Origin of the sequence: Saccharomonospora sp. CUA-673 (genome assembly GCF_001942305.1) — a bacterium.
Classification (GTDB): Bacteria; Actinomycetota; Actinomycetes; order Mycobacteriales; family Pseudonocardiaceae; genus Prauserella.
The window spans coordinates 156,695-177,183 of sequence record NZ_MKKE01000044.1 but is presented as its reverse complement, the minus strand read 5'-3'; the positions used below and the strand labels follow the sequence as shown (position 1 = coordinate 177,183).

The 20,489-nt window shown below is 68.2% G+C and carries 12 protein-coding genes, 1 tRNA gene and 5 pseudogenes; 14 read left to right on the top strand and 4 right to left on the bottom strand.

Annotated elements, in window-relative coordinates; translation table 11 throughout:
* The first annotated feature begins 34 nt into the window (after positions 1-34).
* The 6 genes and pseudogenes from BJF85_RS19190 (at position 35) to BJF85_RS30485 (ending at position 5,073) form a co-directional block, all read left to right on the top strand.
* Positions 35-936, top strand: a pseudogene (locus BJF85_RS19190) (UTP--glucose-1-phosphate uridylyltransferase).
* A pseudogene (gene glp, locus BJF85_RS19185) lies at positions 936-2,218 on the top strand (gephyrin-like molybdotransferase Glp). The pseudogenes BJF85_RS19190 and glp overlap by 1 nt, the downstream one beginning before the upstream one ends.
* Positions 2,219-2,234: 16 nt before the next feature.
* Positions 2,235-2,906, top strand: coding sequence for a GNAT family N-acetyltransferase (locus BJF85_RS19180; protein WP_075849469.1), 672 nt, complete (start codon positions 2,235-2,237; stop codon positions 2,904-2,906).
* A gap of 198 nt (positions 2,907-3,104) precedes the next feature.
* Positions 3,105-4,241, top strand: a complete 1,137-nt coding sequence (glpR, locus tag BJF85_RS31585; protein WP_187346934.1) for a gephyrin-like molybdotransferase receptor GlpR — start codon at positions 3,105-3,107, stop codon at positions 4,239-4,241.
* A 35-nt stretch (positions 4,242-4,276) separates the two neighbouring features.
* Positions 4,277-4,349, top strand: a tRNA-Ala gene (locus tag BJF85_RS19170).
* 157 nt (positions 4,350-4,506) lie between these two features.
* Positions 4,507-5,073, top strand: coding sequence for a hypothetical protein (locus BJF85_RS30485; RefSeq protein WP_255375774.1), 567 nt, complete (start codon positions 4,507-4,509; stop codon positions 5,071-5,073).
* Here BJF85_RS30485 and BJF85_RS30480 read toward each other — a convergent pair.
* The 4 genes and pseudogenes from BJF85_RS30480 to BJF85_RS27495 all read right to left on the bottom strand — a co-directional run.
* Positions 5,026-6,114: pseudogene (locus BJF85_RS30480) on the bottom strand (recombinase family protein); the annotation flags it as partial. The gene BJF85_RS30485 and the pseudogene BJF85_RS30480 sit on opposite strands and share 48 nt — an antisense overlap.
* Positions 6,115-7,075: 961 nt before the next feature.
* Complete coding sequence (locus tag BJF85_RS19160; RefSeq protein WP_222844596.1) at positions 7,076-8,158, bottom strand: site-specific DNA-methyltransferase; 1,083 nt, start codon at positions 8,156-8,158, stop codon at positions 7,076-7,078.
* Positions 8,155-8,943 (bottom strand): DNA modification methylase, encoded by a 789-nt coding sequence (locus BJF85_RS19155; RefSeq protein ID WP_075849468.1) that lies wholly within the window; start codon positions 8,941-8,943, stop codon positions 8,155-8,157. The genes BJF85_RS19160 and BJF85_RS19155 overlap by 4 nt, the downstream gene beginning before the upstream one ends.
* Entirely contained in the window at positions 8,936-9,781 is an 846-nt protein-coding gene (locus BJF85_RS27495) for a hypothetical protein (protein WP_139320720.1), read from the bottom strand. The genes BJF85_RS19155 and BJF85_RS27495 overlap by 8 nt, the downstream gene beginning before the upstream one ends.
* Positions 9,782-10,292: 511 nt before the next feature.
* On the opposite strand from BJF85_RS27495, the gene BJF85_RS19150 reads away from it, so the two are divergent.
* The 8 genes and pseudogenes from BJF85_RS19150 to BJF85_RS19115 all read left to right on the top strand — a co-directional run bounded on the left by BJF85_RS19150 (position 10,293) and on the right by BJF85_RS19115 (position 20,400).
* On the top strand, positions 10,293-11,120 hold the full coding sequence (locus tag BJF85_RS19150) for a hypothetical protein (protein ID WP_255375773.1): 828 nt from the start codon (positions 10,293-10,295) through the stop codon (positions 11,118-11,120).
* A gap of 117 nt (positions 11,121-11,237) precedes the next feature.
* A complete protein-coding gene (locus BJF85_RS19145; protein ID WP_255375772.1) occupies positions 11,238-11,627 on the top strand; it encodes a pilin in 390 nt (129 codons plus the stop codon).
* 192 nt (positions 11,628-11,819) lie between these two features.
* The gene (locus BJF85_RS29080) at positions 11,820-13,694 is read left to right on the top strand and encodes an MFS transporter (RefSeq protein WP_255375771.1); all 1,875 of its coding nucleotides are present in this window, start codon (positions 11,820-11,822) and stop codon (positions 13,692-13,694) included.
* 100 nt (positions 13,695-13,794) lie between these two features.
* Entirely contained in the window at positions 13,795-14,691 is an 897-nt protein-coding gene (locus tag BJF85_RS19135; RefSeq protein WP_255375770.1) for a PrgI family mobile element protein, read from the top strand.
* 51 nt (positions 14,692-14,742) lie between these two features.
* Positions 14,743-16,595, top strand: a pseudogene (locus BJF85_RS19130) (VirB4 family type IV secretion system protein).
* Positions 16,595-16,933: a hypothetical protein gene (locus BJF85_RS19125; RefSeq protein ID WP_075849467.1), complete on the top strand. Its 339-nt coding sequence runs from the start codon at positions 16,595-16,597 to the stop codon at positions 16,931-16,933. The pseudogene BJF85_RS19130 and the gene BJF85_RS19125 overlap by 1 nt, the downstream one beginning before the upstream one ends.
* 108 nt (positions 16,934-17,041) lie before the next feature.
* Positions 17,042-17,869, top strand: coding sequence for a hypothetical protein (locus tag BJF85_RS19120; RefSeq protein WP_158057023.1), 828 nt, complete (start codon positions 17,042-17,044; stop codon positions 17,867-17,869).
* Between the two features lie 135 nt (positions 17,870-18,004).
* A pseudogene (locus BJF85_RS19115) lies at positions 18,005-20,400 on the top strand (type IV secretory system conjugative DNA transfer family protein).
* Positions 20,401-20,489: the final 89 nt, after the last annotated feature.

The following is a 20,489-nucleotide window of genomic DNA, read 5'->3' as shown; positions in this document are numbered from 1 at the left end:
CCCGAGTCGCTCGTTCAGGCTAGAGTCTCGGCCCATGACCGGTCCCATGAGTAACGCCGCGTTCCGCACCGCCATCGTTCCTGCCGCGGGTCTGGGGACCAGATTCCTGCCGGCGACGAAGGCCGTGCCGAAGGAACTGCTGCCCGTGGTGGACACGCCCGGCATCGAGGTCGTGGCGAGCGAGGCGGCCGAATCGGGTGCGGAACGCATGATCGTCGTGACCTCGCCCGAGAAGCAGGCCGTGGTCGACTACTTCCGTTCGCGTCCCGAGCTCGAGGCCAACCTCGAGGCCAAGGGCAAGACGGCACTGCTGGAGAAGGTGCGCAGGGCGCCCGGACTGCTGGACGTCGAGGTCGCCATCCAGGAGGAGGCGCTCGGGCTCGGGCACGCCGTGGCGCAGGCGGCGCCGGCGCTGGCCGACACCGACGAGGCGGTCGCGGTCCTGCTGCCCGACGACCTGATCCTGCCTCCGGGGTGCTGACCAAGATGGCGGAGGTGCGCGCCCGGTTCGGCGGCAGCGTGCTCTGTGCATTCGACATCCCGAAGGCCGAGATCTCCCCGTACGGCGTTTTCGACGTGTCCGACACCGACGACGGCGACGTCAAGCAGGTGCACGGCATGGTCGAGAAGCCGAAGCCCGAGGACGCGCCGTCCACGTACGCCGCGGCGGGCCGCTATCTGCTGGACCGGGCGATCTTCGACGCACTCGAGCGCATCGGCCCCGGCAGCGGGGGTGAGTTGCAACTCACCGACGCGGTCGCCCTGTTGATCGAGGAAGGGCATCCTGTGCACGTGGTGGTGCACCGCGGTGGGAGGCACGACCTGGGCAATCCGGGTGGCTTCCTGCGTGCCGCGGTGGACTTCGCCCTGCAGGACGCCGACTATGGCCCTGCGCTGCGTGACTGGCTGAAGGAACGAATCGAGACCGCCGACTGATGAACGACGCCGAGCCGACCACCACGGTCACCGCTGTCCCGGACACCTCCGTCGAGGAGTTCGTGCCGGTCGCCGAGCAGCTGCGCCGGGTCCTGCAGGCCGCGGTGCGGCCGAGCCCGGTGCGCGTCGCGATCTCCGAGGCGCAGGGTCTGCCCTGCGCCGAGGAAGTGGTGGCCGAACAGGCCCTGCCCGGTTTCGACCAGGCCGCCGTCGACGGCTATGCCGTGCGCAGCGTCGACGTGCGCACCGCAGGGGACGAGCCGGTGCAGCTGCCGGTGGTCGGCGAGATCCAGGCCGGGTCGCGGCAGCCGCGCAGGCTCCAGCCCGGCCAGGCCGTGCGCGTGGCCACGGGCGCGCCGTTGCCGACGTTGGCCGACGCGGTGGTGCCCACCTCGTTCACCGACGGCCACCAGGCGAAGGTCACCGTGCGGCAGGCCGTGCCGTCGGCCGGGTACGTCCGGCGCACCGGCGAGGACGTCCAGATCGGCGACGTCGCGGTGCGTGAGGGCGACACGATCGGTTCGGCGCAGGTCGGTCTGCTCGCGGCCGTCGGCCGGTCGAAGGTGCTGGTGTACCCGCGGCCGCGGGTGTCGATCATCTCCGTCGGCGACGAGCTGGTGGACGTCGATCGCACGCCGTCGGTCGGCCAGTCTACGACGTCAACTCCTACGCGCTGGCCGCCGCGGCCAGGGATGCCGGCGCCGAGGTCAGCCGCGTCGGCATCGTCCCGCTCGACCCGAAACGCCTGCGCGAGACCGTCGAGGGCAGGCTGCTGATGTCCGAGGTGGTGGTCGTCGCCGGTGGCGCAGGCGGATCCACGGGCTCCGAGGTGCAGGCCGCGCTGGCCGACCTGGGCAGGCTCGACTCCCGCCGCGTGGCGATGCACCCCGGATCGGTCCAGGGCTTCGGTCAGCTCGGTCCGGACGCGGTGCCCACGTTCCTGCTGCCGGCCAACCCGATGAGTGCGCTGGTCGTGTTCGAGGTGGTCATCCGCCCGTTGATCCGCGCCGCGCGGGGCACGAAGAACCCGCACCGCAGGGCCGTCGACGCCCGGCTGCTGTCGCCGTTGACCTCGACCGCGGGTCGCACCGGGTTCCTGCGTGGTCGCCTGCTGCGCGACGAGACGAACGGCGAGTACCTGGTGCAGCCGCTCGGCACGTCCGGTGCGCATCTGCTCGCCGCGCTCGCCGAGGCGAACTGCCTGATCAACGTCGACGAGGAGCTCACCGAACTGCCCGCGGGCGAGCAGGTCAAGGTCACGTTCCTGGCCCAACGCGCCTGAACGGGGCGGCGAGCCGATGTCGCAGCGGCACTGGGATTCCGGCGGATCACAGCACCCGGGTTGGCCCGCCCGGCCCGACCCGCTGAGGGTTGACGGCTCCGTCGTCGCGTTGCGGCCCGTGCGCTGGCGGGACGCCGGCGCGTGGAGCCGGATCCGGCTGGGCGACCGTGACCACCTCGAACGCTGGGAACCGTCGTCGTCGGGCACCTGGGACGAACGCAACGCCGGTTGGGCGTGGCCGCCGCAGTGCATGTCGCTGCGCTCGCTGGCGCGACGCGGTCAGTGTCTGCCGTTCGCGATCACCGTCGACGGCGCCTTCGCCGGGCAGATCACCGTGGGCAACATCGTGCGGGCCGCGCTGCGCTCGGGCTGGGTCGGTTACTGGGTGGCCTCCGACGTCGCGGGCCGGGGCGTCGGCACGGCGGCGCTGGCGATGGTCACCGACCACGCGTTCGGCCCCGGCCTGCTGCACCGGCTCGAGGCGACGGTGCGCCCGGAGAACGCCGCCAGCATCCGCGTGCTGACGAAAGCCGGTTTTCGCCGAGAAGGCCTGTTCGAGCGATATCTCAACGTGGCGGGGGCGTGGCGCGATCACCTCGCGTATGCGATCACCGCCGAGGAAACCGGCCCTGGCCTGGTGGAACGCCTCGTCTCCGAGGGTGCCGCGACACGCGTCCATTCGGGTTAGTCCGCTGTGTCGCCGTTACCTGATCCGGTGACGGTGATCAAAGATCGGTACGGCGCGTCTCCAGCTTTTCTGTTACTCGTGTGACTAACGTGGTGATTTGTCAGCGTGGAGACAAAGCGCTTCGCGGGCGCCGGGAGCCGTGGCTCGCGGACCCACGGGGCAACGCGGACGACCAGCAGGTCGGGGAGGTGACGGGAGATGCCAAGCTCGTTGATCATCATCGGGCTCGCCGCTGCGTGGCTTGTCGTTCTCGTTCCCATGGTGGCGCGGGGGCGCCAAGAGGTCGTGCAGACCAGCGATTCCGCGTTGGCGGGTCGGATCGTGCGGAGCGGTACGCGCAAGCTGGGGCGGAGGGAGAAGACCGTGTCCGGAGACGCGAACACAACACGTGAGGACCAGGTCGACGACGTTCGCGACGAGTACGTCGACGTCGAGGCGGACGTCGACGACCTCGAACGCCCCGACGAGCTGGACGAGCTCGACGAACTCGACCGGGACCTCGACGACACGGGCTACGAGGACGACGTCGACGACGACCGTGCCGCCGGTGACGTCCCGCACGCCGAGGAGGACGACGTGGCAGACCCGCGCGAGACCCGACGTGGCCGCGAGCCGATCGACGAGGTCGACGACCCCCGCGACTACGACGATTACGACGACTACGGGGCCTACGAGGACTACGGCGCCGAGGACGAGGTCGAGGAGGCCGAACCCGTCGCCCGCCGCTACCGGCCCGGCCGCGGAGGCTTCGACCCCGAGGCCGCCGAGATCGCCGCACGCGCCAAGTACGCCTACCGGCAGCGGGTCGTGCTGCTGCTGCTCATCGCAGCCGTGGCCAGCGCCGTCGTCGCCGCCGTCCTCTCGCCGATGGTGTGGTGGCTGCACGGCGCCATCGACGTCGTGCTCATCGGCTACCTCGGCTACCTGCGTCGTCAGGTGCGCATCGAGCAGGAGATCCGCGAACGCCGCATGGCGCGCTACACCACGGGCGCCGTCGTCCGCGCCGCGCGCCCGCACCCGGCCGCTACGCCGACGAGAGCGACGACGCGTCCGCCTACGACGAGGACCACGACGCCTACGAGACCTACGACGGCCGCGAGCCCCGCGACGTCGCCCCGCGGCCCGCGCCCGGGCCCCGGCCCAGCCGACCAGGGCCGCAGCTCGTCAGCGTCGAACACCGCAGGCCCCCGCGGCCCCCGCGCAACACCGTCGTCGTCGACCTCGAGGACGAGGACCCCGCGTTCCACGAACTCGGCGACCCCGGTGAACTGCCCTACCGGCGAGCCGTCGGAGAGTAGGGACCCCCTGCTCCAGCAGGGCCACCGGCCTTGCTAAGCTGGCGGAGCTTCCTTCACAAGGGAGGCTCCTCCGGGGCTGTAGCGCAGTTGGTAGCGCGTCTCGTTCGCATCGAGAAGGTCAGGGGTTCGATTCCCCTCAGCTCCACCTTAGAGGTACTACTAGAACAAGTGCCTGATTGAAGGCCCTGGAGTAGGACCGCGACGCCGGAAGGCGAGGATGGGCCACCCGCTTGGCGGGTGGCCTTTTTGCTGTCTCGTGGCTCCGGCGCGGTGATGGCGGGGTGCTGTGTTGGCAGCTGCGCTTGCTGGATGGCGTGGAGTTGCCCGAATGGTTCTTGGAGGTTGTGGTCGGTGACTTCCTCGTCCTCGATGTAGATGTTGTGGAAGATCGCCTGATTGAGCAGGCGCCGCTGCTGCTCGGTGCACCGCCGGTACAGCTCCTCGGGGCGTTCGAGCAGTGTCAGGCTCACGTCGATCAGGCGGGCGGCATCGGTGAGGTCGGCGGAGGCGGTATCGCGGCGCTGGGTGAGGTGACGCCGCTGGCGTTCGATGTCGCGGAGCTTGGCTTTGACCTTGGTTTGCGGCAGGGTGCCGTCGGCGGCGAGGTCGATCACGTTCTCCTCCTGGGTGTCGAGTTCGTGGAGTTGGCTGGAGAGCTGTTGATGCAGCAGTCGCGCGGCTTTCTCCTGTTCGTTGACGACGGTGTCGATCTGGGCGCGGATGTCGGCGATGAACGCTTGGCTGAAGCGGATCGTGGCGTAGTGCCGTTCGATGGCGTCCTCGACGAGTTCGGCGTTGACGTGCGGGGCGTCGCAGGTGCCGGTCTGGCGGCCACGGCAGAAGAAGTACAGGTACTCGGCGCCCTTTGAGTTGAGGGTGCGCTGGATGATCATCCGTTGAGTGATCCCGGCTACTCGTCGGCAGCGTCCGCAAAACAGTGAGCCCTTGAGGTGGTGGTGATGCACCCGGCGTCGCTCCTTGGCCGCGGACCGGGAGTTGAGCCGATCCTGGACCCGGTCGAAGAGGTCGTCGTCGATCAACGGTTCGTGCCGGCCCCTGATCTCCTCGCCCTTGTAGGTCACGTAGCCGACGTAGTAACGGTCGCGCAGCATCTGCGAGAGCTTGTTGATCGAGACCTTCTTCGCCGGGTGTTTCGCCGTGGGGCGGGTGCGCAGGCCGCGGTCGTAGAGTTCATCGGCCAGCTCGTCGAGCGTGTAGTCCCCGGTGTCATACAGCTCGAAGGCGAGTTGGACGAAAGGCGCCCGTTCGTCGTCGAGGACGATGGTGCGGATCACCCGGCCTTCGGAGTGATCGATGTGGTTGAGGTAGCCGAGCTTGGCGCGGCCGAGAGTCCCGCCAGTGCGGGCCTTGCGCTCCATCTTGGTGGCGATGTCGGCGCCGGACTGGCGGGACTGGTACTCGTTGAAGGTTGCCAAGATGCCGTGCATGAGCTGCCCGACAGGCGAGCCATCGATCGACTCGGTCGCCGAGACGAGCGTGACGCCGCGCTTGCGCAGATCCGCCATGACGATCGCGTCGTCGTACCGGTTGCGCGCCATGCGGGAGAGCATGTAGACGATGACGTAGTCGACATCGCCCTGACTACGCACCCGGGCCAACATCTGCTGGAATGCCTCGCGTTTGGTCATCTCCGTCGCCGAGCGTCCGGGCTCGACGTACTCGTCGATGACGGTGACGCCCAATTCCTTGGCCTTGCGCAGGCATGCTTCCCGCTGGGCGGGGATGGAGATGCCCTCGGGGTCGTAGTCGGTCTTGACTTGCCCGGCTGAGGACACGCGCAGGTAGATGACTGCCCGCGTACCGGGTTCCACGTCGTCTGCGGGATGTGCGACAGGAACAGCGGTATCCTGCTGCAGCTCGTCGTAGGAGTCAGCGTATGCGCTGGTCATGACAGTCCTTCGTGATTCGGTGTGGTGACGGGACATCTCGCCCAGTGGCCCCCGGGTGGGAGCCGGTTGTGCGGGTTGGTGCCAGTACGTACCGGCACGCTCGTGCCTACGCCGTTCGGCGAGGTGTCTGCTGGTCACCAGGGGCGCCTGCTGCCTCGGGGTCCGTCAGTTTCGGTTGTTCATCCATGTCGGTCTCCACCATGTCGGCCGCCAGGCTGGCGACCACTTTCGCGAGCTTGTGAACATCTGGTGGGTCACGGCGGACACCGCGAACCACCAGGTTCTGGCCCGTCCGGCGGGCGTGCCTCGCTTTCGCGACTTCTTGGCTCGCGAACCAGTGCCGCCCCGCAGCACCGGTTCGGTCTGAACCGTAACGCCGGCGCTCTCTGCGGGGCGGGGCAACTTGGCGACGGTGTCGGACCGTTCGTCGTTGCCGACGGTGACTGGGTCGTGTTGGGTGTGGCATTCGTCGGGGCACATGAGGCGCACCTCCGAGCCAGCGAGCCCCACGGAGGGAACGGGGCTCGCCTGGCTGGTCAGCGGGCATGGGCAACCGTCGACGCAGCGGACACGACCCAGCCGGCGCGCTCGCGTCCCTTACCCGCGGAGGGCTTGATCGGGGGCGGGCACGCGCCCTGACGCGCGCTGTAGTGGCTGGGGGTGTCGACGCGGGCGATCGGTAGGGCTTCGACTCCCCGACTGCACGTGGGCACCCGTCGGGGCCAGCGATCCACCGACCGACTGGACCTCGGCGTCCCCGCTCACCTGGCGGAGACGGTCGACGCGCGTCCAGATTCAAGGGCTAAGGATGAGGAGATCCTTGCGGCCTGATGGCGTCGTTGTCCATCAGGCCGCGTGGCACCACCCCTTCTCTCGATATGCTGGATGGATTCGGCGTGGAGGAGACGGCGCTCGGGTCAAGCCGCCTCGGGCAGATCGGTCCCGGCGGACTGGCTCTCGGCTAGTCGGCGCAGGGCGATGTCGTGGTAGTCGCGCCGCAGGTCGATGCCTTGATAGAAGCGCCCCAGTTTGCGGGCGGCCAGCCCGGTCGTGCCGGCGCGGAGAACGGGTCGAGAACGCGGCCACTTTCTGGACATCCGGCGGCAATGCAACGGAGGGGAATATCGATGGGAAATGGCGCGCAGTGTGCTTCCCGGAGTGGGCGGGTGGAAATCGACCACACATCGCCAGGATTCTTCCCTTGGCCTTGGGGGGTCCACGACATTTTTATGGTATTGTCTTTGTTGCCACCGAAACGGATTTTCCTGCTAAAGGGGCGGTCAGCGGTGTAGGGTTCGCGTATGGAGTCAAGGTCGAAATAATAGTTGTCACTTTTCGTGAGCAGAAACAGTGTTTCGTGTCGGCAGGATAGTCGATCCTTGACTGATTCCGGCATTGCGTTTGGTTTGTGCCAAATGATGGCGTTGCGGAGAATCCATCCGTCTTCTTGAAGGGCGAGAGCGACCCTCCAAGGAATTCCGTAAAGATTCTTTCGAGGTAGGGGTCTGGAACGATTTGTTCCGTTTCCGCGAACGGATTCCCGCATAGGTGCCGCGGCGCTTTTTCCGGCGAGAGTACTGGTGCGCATAGCGTGCTGGCTGCGGCCGGGTGGCTCGGCGGAGTAGGAATCCCCGAGATTGAGCCACACGGTGCCGGTCTCGGCGAGAACTCGATGCAGTTCCGTGAAGACGTCGCGCAGTCTGCGCACGTAATCGTCGGGGGTGGGTTCGAGTCCGTATTGGCGGTCAATACGCCATGCCCCGCAGCGGCGACATTGTTGGGGATCGCCACCCCGATGAGCCACTGACGTGGGGTATCCGACGCGCGGGTTTTTGGTCTGTGCTTGATTGGTTCCCCGACCGGCTGCATGGGTGCACGCCGGGTTGCCGCCGACCCAGCGGCCGGTGCCGTAATCGCGGAGTCCCCAGTAGGGCGGGCTGGTCACGACACAATCCACGGACGCGTCCGGGAGAGAGGCCAGCGCGTCGATGGTGTCGCCGGTGTAGAGGGTGATGGTGTCGTCGCGGTAGTACGTCGTCGTCATCGCGGGGCGCCCTCCGTGTTCGTGGTGCCGGGATCGAGCGCCGAGGTGGGCGTCCGGAAGATCAACACGTCGATATGCGCGGGCCGGGCCGTGGGCAGGCCGTGTGCATCCGTTGATTCTGGGAACGAGCCAGTGTGCATGCGTGCTCGGGAACGAACGTGGCCGTCGCGTGCTGGTGAGGTCAGGGCGATGCAGTGGTCTGAGGGCACGAGACCTACGGCCTCGGCCGCGTCGTGGATCTTGCCGGGCAGGTCCAGCAAGCGCCCGCGGCGGCGCCAGGGGTGACAGGTGATCACGACGTGTCCGCTGGGCCGGATCCAGTCGGCGACCGCGTCGAGGTCTTCATACAGGCCGACCAGGACCCGGCTGGGGTCGCTGGCCGGAGTGTGGCGCAGGCCGGTCAGCACGAGGTCGACCACGCCGGGCAGGTCGGCGGCGCGTGGGTCGTCGATCCTGTCCAGGAGGGTGGCGTGACCGGTGCTGCCGGCGAGTCGGGCGAGGTCGAGGTTGGCTTCCAGCGCGGACTCCCAGCGGGGCTGGGTAGGCAGTGCCAGGGCGTGGCGGGCTGCGCGGACGGCCTCGGCGAGTACGAGGCCCGGGCCGGGGTTGGGATCACAGACGATCTCGCCGGGTTCGGTATAGGTCTCGATGATCCAGCGAGCGATGGCCGGGGTCAGCGCGGTGTCGGAGCGCGTGGCGCCGATGTGCCGGCCGATGATCTGCTGGCGGGGTGAGCGGTTCCCGGTAGCCCACACGCTGGCCGGGCGCACGACGTTCTTAGGCATGACGGGGCTCCAGCGACGGGATCGAGTGGCGGAACACGCAGGCGGTGGAGTGGATGCGGCGATGAGGTCCGAGGGCGACGGTGCGCGGGCTGTGTCGGGTCGTCGGCGGCGCAGTACTCGGGGCTTCGTGCGCCAGGATCAGCCGGTCGGTCAACGTCAGTCCGGCCAGTACTGCGGCCCGCACGACAGCCCCGGAGTCTGCCGCCCGTACCCCCGGCCCGTGATTACTGTGCGTGAGAACAACGAGGGCGCCGTCAGGAGCAAGTAGCGGTGCCCAGTCGGCCATCAGACCGGGGTCGGTCGACTGGGGCGTGCAGCCGCAGACGATCACAGCGAACCGGTCCCGGCTCCGCTCTTCGGTGCGACGAACGGACGGGGATGCGGTCGGCTCCGCGACTGACAGCTGCTCGGGTCCGGGTCCGGACTCGGACTCCGGTACGGCTCCAGTCCGTGCCTCCCCGCTGTCCAGAAGGTGATCATCGGGTGCTGGTCGGGGCAGCTCGGTGACCGCGCCGCGGGCGAGTCGCAGGACCGTCTCTACCAGGCGGTCGCGGTGTTCGCGGCTCGCGGGTGAGCCCGGCTCGGCGGCGTCGGCGAGCGCGACCCGGTCACCGGGGTTGCTGTAGGCGGTGACGACGACGCGGACGGCCGCGGCGATCCTCTCCTCATCACTGGCGTCGGGGGCGACGTGGCAGAACCGAACGCTTGCCGGTACGGCACCTGCGGGGCCGCGACGACAGCCCGAGCGGTGGCGGTGACGGCGCGCCCGCGGCGGGGGCGACTCGGGCTGGATGGGGTCGGGCGAGTTGGGGGCGCTCGGGATCGGCGGTGGCGACATGACAGGCGCTCCATGATCATCGCGGAGGGGTAAGGACATCCCTGAAGTCCGCGAAACCGGGCGCGATTGGACACGCCCTACGAGAATGTCGAAGTGATTCAAGTCACAGCATGCCATGACGGTCGGTAATGCCTCGGGTCGGTCGACCGGCGCCGCTTGTTGATCTCTCCGACATGGCTTCTGATCAACTTCGCGCGGGTTCTACGTTCGGCTTCGTGATCAGGTGCGAGGCTGTTCAGATCGCCTCAGAAATTCGTCAAGATCAACTCTCTTGTCCCGTTGGACGCGGCCTGCGGGGTGACAGCAACGGAACAAGAGCTGACTAACACCGCAGTGCACAGCCTTGCTGGCGCCGGCATTCACGATCTTGGATCGCGTGGCATGTTGATCTTCTTGTTCCGAGACAAGGAGATCATTTTAAGCAGCTCTTAGTACGGAACCGTGCGCTGCGCTGTTCCTTGCCTGGCCCTCTCGGCGGCGTCGTTGACCGCCGTTCGAGAGGAGCCACGAGATGGCACGCCCCTCGGTTTCTGAGCACGCAGAGTGGCCCACTAACCCACTGGATGCCGCCCGCGACGCGTTCGCGTGGCTGACCGCCGGGGATCACCCGGTGGCGGTGGATGGGCGCGAGTTCGACCACCTGCCCAACCGCGAGATCCCCGTCGACGAACTCCGCGATCTGCTGCTGCGCCGATCCTGCCCGCGTCGGGTGTGGGACCAGGTGTGGCGGCACGTGATCACGCGCGCCCGCAGTGAGGGCAGCACGTGGACGATCGTGGCCGTCGGGCTCGCCCTGCCGATGCTGACCCACATGGCGGCCCGGCTGACCGACCGGTACGCAGGCGACCCCGCCGACATCCACTCCGAGATTGTGCAGGGCTTCCTCGACACCCTGCAGACCATCGACCTCACTACGGGGCGGATCACGATCCGCCTGCGGTGGGCCGCCTACCGCTCCGGGCACCGGGCGCTCATTGCGGCGCTGGACGGCCCTACCCCGAAGGCTCCCGGGTTCTTCTCCGCCGAGCCGAAGCCCTCGTCGGGACACCCAGACTTGGTCTTGGCCCGCGCGGTTCAGGTCGGAGTCCTGACCCCGACCGAGGCCGAAATGATCTCGGAGACCCGGCTCGGCGAAACCCTGCTGACCGAGTGTCCGCCCACCACAAGATCGAGTTCTGGGCCGCATGCAAGACCCGCAAGCGGGCCGAGTACCGACTCGCCAATTGGCTCTTCGAGTGCGCTGACGGCGCCGCCGAGGGCGACCCCACGGGCGAGGCGGCCACGTCCCAGACCTCGCCGAGCACGTCCTCCGACACTCCAGAGCAGTCACAGAGTGTAGCGAAAAAAGTCGATGGGGGCCTGTCCAATGAGCCCCCGAAATCCGGACTTCAGGGCCGCGGGTGATCCCTGCCCGCCTCTCGCGCTCTTCGCCCGCTGACAGCCCTGGAGGTCCACGATGCGCTCGATCGCGCCCTCTGCTCGACCCGCCGCCGGTGGCCGCACGCCGCGCCACCGGGCCGGGCGGGTCCTGGCCGTGGCCGCGCTTGTCGCCGCCGGGTTGGTGGTCACTGCCGCCTCGGCCTCAGCCGAGACCGCGCACGTGATCGCACTGGCCCGCTCGGTCGATGAAGTCCTGACCAACATTCGCAACTGGCTGATGGGGGTCTTGGCGCTGCTGGCCACGGTCTTCTTGACCATCGGCGGAGTCCGGTACGTCCTGGCCAACGGCGACCCCGGTGAGGTCGATAAGGCCAAGCAATCGTTCAAGTCGGCGGGCTTTGGCTACGGCTTGGCCGCGCTGGCTCCCCTGGTGGTCGAAATCCTGCGCGGGATCGTGGGGGCCTGATCGTATGTCGGCCACCGCATCCTGCACGGCAGGGGCCGGCCACCGGTTCGGCCGCGCGTTCGCCGCGGTGGCCACCCTGCTTGCCCTTAGTGTCCTTGCCGGCATCACGGGGGCGGGTACGGCTTCAGCCCAGCCTGCTTCCACGCCAACGCCGTCGCGCCCGCGTCGTCGCCGGAACCTGCACCGCCACCAGTGCCGCTGCCACCGGTCGACGAGTGTGCGCCGAACTCACCACTGCCGGTGTGCCAGACCGACCCGCCGCCTACAAATCACAAGCCGCCAGAGTCGGATCAGCCTGAACCGTGCCAAGGGCCAGGCTGTATCCCGCAGCCCACCACGCCCGCACCGAAGCCGGGTGAGCAGCCGGGCCAGTCCGGCAATGGCGACGATTCTGAGGAGTCCTCCTGCGGGATCACCGATATCGCCGCCTGCGTCAATGAGGCGATCGAAGGATTCTTTCGGGATCTCGTCACCCCGGCGTTGAACAACCTGCTGGATCTGCTGGCTAACACCTTGTTGACCACCCCAACGTTGGATCAACTGCCTCGGATCGGCGAGCTGTGGAATTCCTCCTGGCAGATCATGCTGGCCTGCTACGGCATGCTGATCCTGATCGCCGGAATCATCGTCATGGTCTACGAGACCATGCAGACCCGAGTTTCCATTAAGGAGATTCTTCCGCGGGTCATTATCGGTTTTCTCGCCGGCGCCTTGTCGTTGTGGGCGTGCTCTCAGTCGATCACTCTGGCCAACGCGCTCGCGAAAGCAATTATGTCCGGCGGGGTCGATGAGAGTTCTTCCGCCGAAACTCTCAAACGATTGGTTATGGGTTCGCTCAACGGCGGATTCTTCATCATCTTCGTCGGCCTCTTTCTTGCCGGAATGCTGGTCGCACTCCTGCTCACCTACGTCGTCCGTGTGGCACTGACAGTGATCCTTATCGCGGGCGCACCGTTGGCGCTGATGTGTCACGCCCTGCCGCACACCGAGGGCATCGCTAAATGGTGGTGGAAAGCCTTTGGCGGCTGCCTGGCCATTCAATTAGGTCAGTCGCTGACACTGATCACCGCGATGCGCGTTTTCCTGTCCCCGGGTGGATTCACGTTCTTCGGGCCAACCGCAGATGGGCTGGTGAACCTTCTCGTGTCTTTGGCACTGATGTACATCCTGTTCAAAATCCCCTTCTGGGTTCTCGGCTCCATTCGTGGTGGTGGCGGCCGATCACTGGTCGGCTCACTGGTCCGGGGCTTCATCGCGTACAAGACCTTCGGTCTCCTGCGCGGACGTGGCGGCGGTGGCGCTGGCGGTAGCACGCCAAAGCCGCGTGGAGGTCCCAAGGACCCGGGGCCGAGTGATCCATACGCAGGCACACGAGCGACGCCGTCGGGCCAATACATGTTGCCGCTGGATGGGGTCAAGCGGCAACGGGCGTCCAGACCCACCCACCGCGCGGGCGCGAAGCCCGCACCGCGACCCCGGACCAAGGGCCAGGGCACCCAACTGAAGCTGCCGCTGGATGGAGAGTGGCCGGAGCACAAGCCGCGGCTGGGCCGCGACGGACAGTACGAGCTGCCGCTGGACGTGCAGCGCCAACCCCGGCCGAAACCGGCGGCCGACTCGGCGTCCCGCTCGTCGGCAGCGCCGAGCAGCCGGGGACGCCAGTTGCGTTTCCCACCCAGTGGCGAATGGCCGGAGAACCGGCCACGGCTGGGCCGCGACGGACAGTACCGGCTGCCGATCAGCGCGCAGCGCGTCCGTCGCCCGTCGCCGGCCCCACCGCCACCGAGCCCACCGCGACCGTCGACGGCGGGCAAGCAGCTGAAGTTCCCGGCGGATGGCGAGTGGCCGGAAAACAAGCCCCGAGCCAACCGGCAGGGCCAGTACCAACTGCCGCTGAACGTGCAGCGCACGCGCAAGCCGACTCGGTCTCGCGAGCAGCCTCCACCTGCACCGCCGCCGCAGTCGAAGCGCGGTCGGCAGCCACGCCAGCAAGCGCTGCCGCTGGACCTGCCGAAGGTCTCCCCACCCCGCCCGAGTACCCGCCGAGAAGGAGGTGAGTCGACGTGAGTCAGTACAGCGTGCGCATCCCGGCGGATGTCGATCGGGAGGACACCATCCTGGCCGGCTTCACCGCTCGCCAGGTGGCCGTCATGGCGGTAACCGCCTGGTGCTCTACGGCGGGTGGCTCGCCACCCGCGCGTTCCTTCCGGCAGTCGCCTATCTGATCGTCGCGGTACCCGTCGGCGTGGCGGTGGCCGCGCTGGTGATCGTGCGCCGCGATGGCGTGACGCTGGACCGGCTGCTGCTGGCCGCACTCCGCCAGCGGCTCCAGCCCCAACGCCGGGTCGCGGCCAGCCAGCCCTCGCCCGCGGTCCCGGAGTGGCTGGCTGGCGTCGCCAACGACGCGAGCGAACCCGTGGCCGGCGCACTGAAGTTGCCGGCCACCGGGGTCAGCGAGGCCGGAGTGATCGATCTCGGCTCAGACGGGCTCGCCCTGCTCGCCGCCTGCAGCACGGTGAACTTCGCACTACGGACCCCGGCCGAGCAGGAAGCACTCACTGCCGCATTCGGCCGCTACCTGCACAGCCTGTCCGCGCCCGTGCAGATCCTGGTGCGCGCCCAGCGCCTGGATCTCTCCGAGCAGATCGGGCAGCTGCGTGACCATGCGGCGAGCCTGCCGCACCCGGCGTGGAGACCGCCACTCTCGATCACGCCGATTATCTCGCCCAGCTGGGCCAGCACGCCGAGCTGCTGCGCCGGCAGATCCTGCTGGTCATCCGTGAACCGGTGCGCAGCGCACCGCCGGACGCATGGACTCGCCGTGGCCGCCTGCCTCGACGCCGGGGACGCGGCGACGAGGAGACCGAGCCGTCGGACGGGGCTCGACGCGCAGCGGCCTCGCGGCTGCTGCGGCGCATGCACGAGGCGGGTGAGTTGCTGTCCCCAGCAGGGATCGAGGTCACTCCGTTGGACGCCGCACAAGCCACTGTCGTGCTGTCGGCAGCGGCGAATCCGGACAGCCCACTGCCGCCCTCGCCGGAGATGGCCGGCGCCGACGAGGTGATCACCACCCGGCCGGGGCGGATTGGGACCCCGACGAGGAGGGCCACCTGTGATGTTCACTCGGAATCGACGCCGCACCACTCAGGCGGCCTCGGCCGCCTTCGCCCCGGACGCCGTCGAGGTCCACCCACGTCACCTGCAGATTGGCGACGAATGGGTCGCCAGTTTCGCCATCGTCGGCTACCCGAGAGAAGTCCATCCGGGATGGCTGCAACCCCTGCTGACCCACCCGGCTCGGCTCGACGTGTCGCTGCACATCGAACCGATCGCCCCGCAGGTGGCTGCCGAGCGGCTGAAGAAACAGCTCGGCCGCCTGGAGTCCGGACGCCGGCACACCGCAGCACACGGCCGTCTGGCCGACCCACAGGTCGAAGCGGCCACCGAGGACGCCCACGACCTTTCCGACCGGCTGGCCCGCGGGGAGGGGCGCTTGTTTCGCGTCGGGTTGTACCTCACCGTCCACGCGAACTCGCAGCACGAACTCGTCGAGGAGGTCAGCGCGCTGCGCGCCCTGACCGCGAGTCTGCTGATGGACGCGAAGCCCACCACCTACCGGTCCCTCCAGGGGTGGATCACGGCCTTGCCGATGGGCCTGGACCAGATCGGGATAACCCGCTCGTTCGACACCGCCGCGCTGAGCGCCGCGTTTCCGTTCACCAGTCCGGACTTGCCTCCTCCCGATGTCGCCTCGGCGTCAGCCGCCCACGGAGTGCTGTACGGCTGGAACCTCGGCAGCCAAGGCTCGTGCATTGGGACCGGTTTAGCTGCGAGAACTACAACTCGGTGATCTTGGGGCGCTCCGGGGCCGGCAAGTCCTACCTCGTGAAACTCGAAGCGATCAGGAGCCTGTACTACGGCACTGAGATCGCGATCCTCGACCCCGAGGACGAGTACGCCCGCCTCGCCGGGGCCGTCGGGGGCACCTACTTCCCGCTCGGCAGCGAAGGAGTGCGACTGAACCCCCTGGACTTGCCGATCCACACCCGCGCGGACGGGCGCCGCTCTGCACCCGCAGACGCACTCACGAGGCGCAGCCTCTTCGTCTACACCCTCCTTTCCGTCCTGTTTGGACAAGCGTTGAGTGCGGACGAGCGTGCTGTGCTGGATCAGGCGGTCACCGCGACCTATCGACAGGCAGGGATCACCGAGGACGCCCGGACCTGGACACGGCAGGCACCGCTGCTTTCTGACCTGCGTACGGTCCTCGGCCAGTCTGACGACGAGACCGCCCGGGATCTCGCCAGTCGGCTGCACCCGTTCACCCACGGTGCGTTCTCGGGCCTGTTCGACGGGCCAACCACGAGTCCGCCCGAAGGACACTTGCTCGTGTTCAGCCTGCGGAATCTGCCGGATGAACTGAAGCCGGCCGGGACGCTGCTGACACTGGACGCCGTCTGGCGCAAGGTCTCCAATCCCACCACGCGCCGGCCGCGACTGTGCATGGTCGACGAAGCATGGCTGCTGATGCAGCAGCAGGCCGGCGCCGAATTCCTGTGGCGCTTGGCCAAAAGCGCCCGCAAACACTGGTGCGGCTTGACGGTGGCGACCCAGGACGTGGGCGACGTGCTCGGTTCAGACCTAGGCAAGGCGATCATCAGCAACGCTGCCACGCAGATCTTGCTCAGGCAGTCACCGCAGGCGATCGACGACATCGTCCGCACCTTCGCCCTCTCTGAGGGCGAGCGCCAGTTCCTGCTCTCCGCAGGAACGGGACAGGGCCTGTTGTCGACCGGGACGCAACGAGTCGCCCTCCAAGCCATCGCCTCCGACGCCGAGCACGAGTTGATCACCACTGACCCGGCCGAACTCGCCGCCATGGCCGACGACACCGACCACTCCGACACCCCAGCCGGGGAGTCCGATCAGCACCTTGTCTTGGACGAGGAAACCACACAGGGGGCCTGATGCAGACATTCCTGAACGACGTCCTGCACCCATTCACCGTAGCCACCGTGCTCATGGCCCTCACCTGGATCGCTTGTGCCGCAGTGTTCCTCGCGGGGCTCGCGATGGCCACGGCGCTGGTGCGCGCCGCGCAACACGTGATCCAGAAGAGCACGTGCTCCGTCCGCAGCCGCCGCGCTAAGGACAACGCCCAGTCCGTGACGGTCCGTCCCACGGATTCCACCACCAAGGTCATCAACTTGGATCACTACCGGCACAGTCGCAGCAAGCACCACGGGCGGCCGAGCACGCCTGCCTCCGCGGACAATCCAGAGTCGCGTCCCGACGGGCCAGCCTGACCACTCAGCCTGGCCCGCCCAGGCCCCGTATCCCCGTGTCCGAGGTCGCACTCGTCGATCCCGCGCGACCACCCACTTCTTCACCTCACTACTCCCGGGGGTGCACCTATGTCTTCATCCGCTTCTGCAACTGCCGTTGGACCAACACCCACGCGTCCCCGACGCCTGCTCACTCAGAACCGCGAGATGCGGCAGATCGGCGTCTACAACTGGACATTGCCCGCGTGGGCGGGTCGCCTGCCCGATGGGCGTACCTACAACACCTGCCCGTCGGCGGGCATTTGCCGCCAGGTCTGCTACGCCCGGCATGGGACGTACCTGTGGCCGGCTGTGCGTGCGAAGCACCACGCCAACTTGCAGTTCGTGCTCGACGATCCGGACGGCTGGGAGCAGGCGATGCTCGCCGAACTCGCCGCTCCAAAGTTCGCCGGTCGCTGGATCAGGATTCATGACAGTGGCGACTTCTTCTCCGACGATTACACCGTGCGGTGGCTGCGCATCATGCGGCAGCGGCCGGAGGTGAACTTCTACGCCTATACGAAGGAAGTCGCTCGGTTTCGCCGACTCGTGGAACCTGAGCCGCCGGAGAATTTCTTGTGGGCCTACAGCTACGGCGGCACGCAAGACGCACTGCTGGACCCGAGCGTGGACCGGATCGCCGACGTGTTCCCGGACGAGGAGTCCATCGCCGCGGCCGGATGGTCCTCGCAGGAAGCCTCTGACCTGCTTGCGGTGCTGGGACCGCGGTTGGTCGGCGTGCCCGCGAACCGCATTCCGCATTTCCTGCGCCGTTTGGATGGCCGCCGTTTTTCGCAGTGGCAGGCCGAGGTCGACGCCGAGTGCCACACCCGCCTGGGCGCGGCTGAGGTTCGCACGATCACCAGTGCGCCATCCGCCCGCCGTCGTCATCGCCCTCGGAGCCGGCGGGCCGCGTAACCGCCTCCCCCGAAGTAAGGAGGTTCCTTCCTCGTGATTCCGCTGCAACAATCTATTGTGGATGGTCCGCTGGGTGGGCTGCTCACTGATCCTTGGGGAGCGATCCGAGCGGTTGTGGATGCTGCGTGGTCGTGGATGCAGGTCTGGGGACCGATCGTCGGCCCCGTTGTCGTGACCGCGCTGAGCGGTCTGATCAGTGTGCGTCGCTGGTGGGACGACCGCTGCCAGGACCGCCTGCATGACCAGGCGCGGGTGGTCACGGTCCTGGCGCCGCCGACCGTGGACCCCGATGGGGCGGAAGCCGGGTGGTCGAACCTGGTCGGGCTGTTGCGTCCGATGTGGGCTCGGCTGGTCGGCGGCCAGCCGCATCTGGCGTGGGAGTACGTGTTCGGCCACGACGGTGTGCAGATTCGGCTGTGGGTGCCAGGAACGGTGCCGCCGGGGATGGTCGAGCGCGCGGTCGAGGCGGCGTGGCCGGGCGCGCACACCTCCACCGAGCAGGCCAGCCCGCCGTTGACCGTGGAGGCTGATGAGGGCCGTCGCCAGGTGGTCACGGGGGGTGTGCTTCGGTTGGCCCGATCCGAGGCACTGCCTATCCGGTCGGATTTCGACGCGACCCGATCCGCGCGCTGCTGGGCGCGCCGACCGGGCTCGGCGTGCACGAGTCGGCGTGTGTCCAGGTGCTGGCTCGCCCGGTGACGGGACGGCGAGTCAAACAGGCGCGGCGCGCTGCTCGTCACCTCCACGCCGGCCGCTCAACGCGCCCGGTCGGTCGGCTGTTGGACATCATCACTCCGGGTGCGACACCGAAGACTTCCTCCGGGGCGGGCGGCCAGCCGAAGCTGGACCCGCAAACCTCGCTGGAGTACCAGGCGCAGAACCGTGCCATCGTGGCCAAACAGCGCGGGAGCCAGTGGGAAACCCTGATCCGGTACGCGGTGGCGGCCACCGTGCCGGCGGAGACACCGCCGGAGCAGGTGGCACGCGTGCGGGACCAGCTGCGGGGCCGCGCACACGCCATCGCCAGCGCCTTCTCCGGATTCACCGAGCACAACCACTACCGTCGCCATCGGCTGCGTGACCCCGAGCAGGCGCTGGCCCGGCGACGACTGCGGCGCGGGGACCTGCTGTCGGTGCCGGAACTTGCCGGGATCTGCCACCTGCCGACCGACGAGGCTCTGCCAGGGCTGAGTCGGGCCGGGGCCAAGGCCGTGCCGCCTCCACCCAACACACCCACTGAAGGCGAGCTGGTCCGTCCGGTCGGCATCTCCGATACCGGGCACGCCCGCCCTGTTGGGCTGCAGGTCAGCGATGCCCGCCACCACGTGCATGTGCTCGGTGCTACCGGCAGCGGGAAGAGCACGATCTTGGCGCGGATGATCCTCGCCGACGCCGATCATCAGCGCGGTGCGGTGGTCATCGACCCCAAGGGCGACTTGATCACTGACGTGCTCAAACGACTACCTGAACACGCCGCTGAACGCGTCGTGCTCTTCGACGCCGATATCCCCGGCACCACCCCATGCCTGAACCCGCTGGAGGGGCCGAAGGAGGCGGCAGTGGACAACCTCGTGTCGGTGTTCTCCCGAGTGTTCTCCTCAGCGTGGGGGCCGCGCACCGAGGACATCCTGCGGGCCGCCTGTCTGACCCTACGAGCCGCATCGGACACGCCGAAGCTCTCCACGCTGCCGCAGCTGCTCACCGACTCGGCCACTCGCGAACGCCACCGTCACAAGGTCGAGGGTGACGCGACCTTGCGTGGCTTCTGGGACTGGTACGAGCAGCTGAGTGACGCCGCACGGGCACAGGCAACCGCACCGTTGCTGAACAAGCTGCGCGCATTCCTGTTGCGGTCGTTCGTAGTCAAAGCCGTCTCGGCTGGCGAGTCCACAGTCGATCTATCGGCGGCACTGGACGGTGGGCTGTGCTTCGTGCGCATCCCGAAGGGGAGCTTGGGTGAGGACACCACCCGGCTGCTCGGTTCACTCATCGTGGCTCGGGTGTGGCAGGCGGCTACTGCCCGCGCCGCAGTGCCGGAGCGCGAACGCCTCGACGCGTCGTTGTATGTCGACGAGGCGCACAACTTCTTGAACTTGCCGTACGCAATGGAGGACATGCTCGCCGAAGCACGGGGGTATCGGTTGTCCATGACGCTGGCCCACCAGCATCTCGGCCAGCTCGGCAAGGACCTCAAAGAGGGCATCAGCACGAACGCGAGGTCGAAGATCTTCTTCAACGCCAGCCCCGAGGACGCCCGCGAACTCGCGCGCCACACCGCACCTCGGGTCAGCGAGCACGATCTCGCCCACCTCGGCGTGTTCCACGCCGCCGCCCGGCTCGTGGTCAACGGGGAGGCAACCCAACCGTTCACCCTGGCCACGCAGCCGTTGCCCCCGGCGATCCGCGGCCGAGCGCGCATGGTGCGTAAAGCCGCTGCCCGCCACACCCAGCCGCTGTCGTCCTCGGCCGAGGAGACACGCGACCAAGCCGCATCGGAGGCCGCCGGCACCGATCCCCGTCGCGCCGCCTGACAACCGCGCACTCCGACACAGGGCGGGCCACGCGAGCAGCAGGCGTGGGCCCGCCCCCTGTGCGCTCTCGCCGTCCTGCCCACCGGCTT

Coding starts and splice junctions, on each gene's coding strand:
- BJF85_RS19160 (WP_222844596.1), bottom strand. CDS start 8,158: ATGACGACGACGTACTACCGCGACGACACCATCACCCTCTACACCGGC.
- BJF85_RS19145 (WP_255375772.1), top strand. CDS start 11,238: ATGCGCTCGATCGCGCCCTCTGCTCGACCCGCCGCCGGTGGCCGCACG.
- BJF85_RS19120 (WP_158057023.1), top strand. CDS start 17,042: ATGTCTTCATCCGCTTCTGCAACTGCCGTTGGACCAACACCCACGCGT.
- BJF85_RS27495 (WP_139320720.1), bottom strand. CDS start 9,781: ATGTCGCCACCGCCGATCCCGAGCGCCCCCAACTCGCCCGACCCCATC.
- BJF85_RS19125 (WP_075849467.1), top strand. CDS start 16,595: ATGCAGACATTCCTGAACGACGTCCTGCACCCATTCACCGTAGCCACC.
- BJF85_RS19180 (WP_075849469.1), top strand. CDS start 2,235: ATGTCGCAGCGGCACTGGGATTCCGGCGGATCACAGCACCCGGGTTGG.
- BJF85_RS19155 (WP_075849468.1), bottom strand. CDS start 8,943: ATGCCTAAGAACGTCGTGCGCCCGGCCAGCGTGTGGGCTACCGGGAAC.
- glpR (WP_187346934.1), top strand. CDS start 3,105: ATGCCAAGCTCGTTGATCATCATCGGGCTCGCCGCTGCGTGGCTTGTC.
- BJF85_RS19150 (WP_255375773.1), top strand. CDS start 10,293: ATGGCACGCCCCTCGGTTTCTGAGCACGCAGAGTGGCCCACTAACCCA.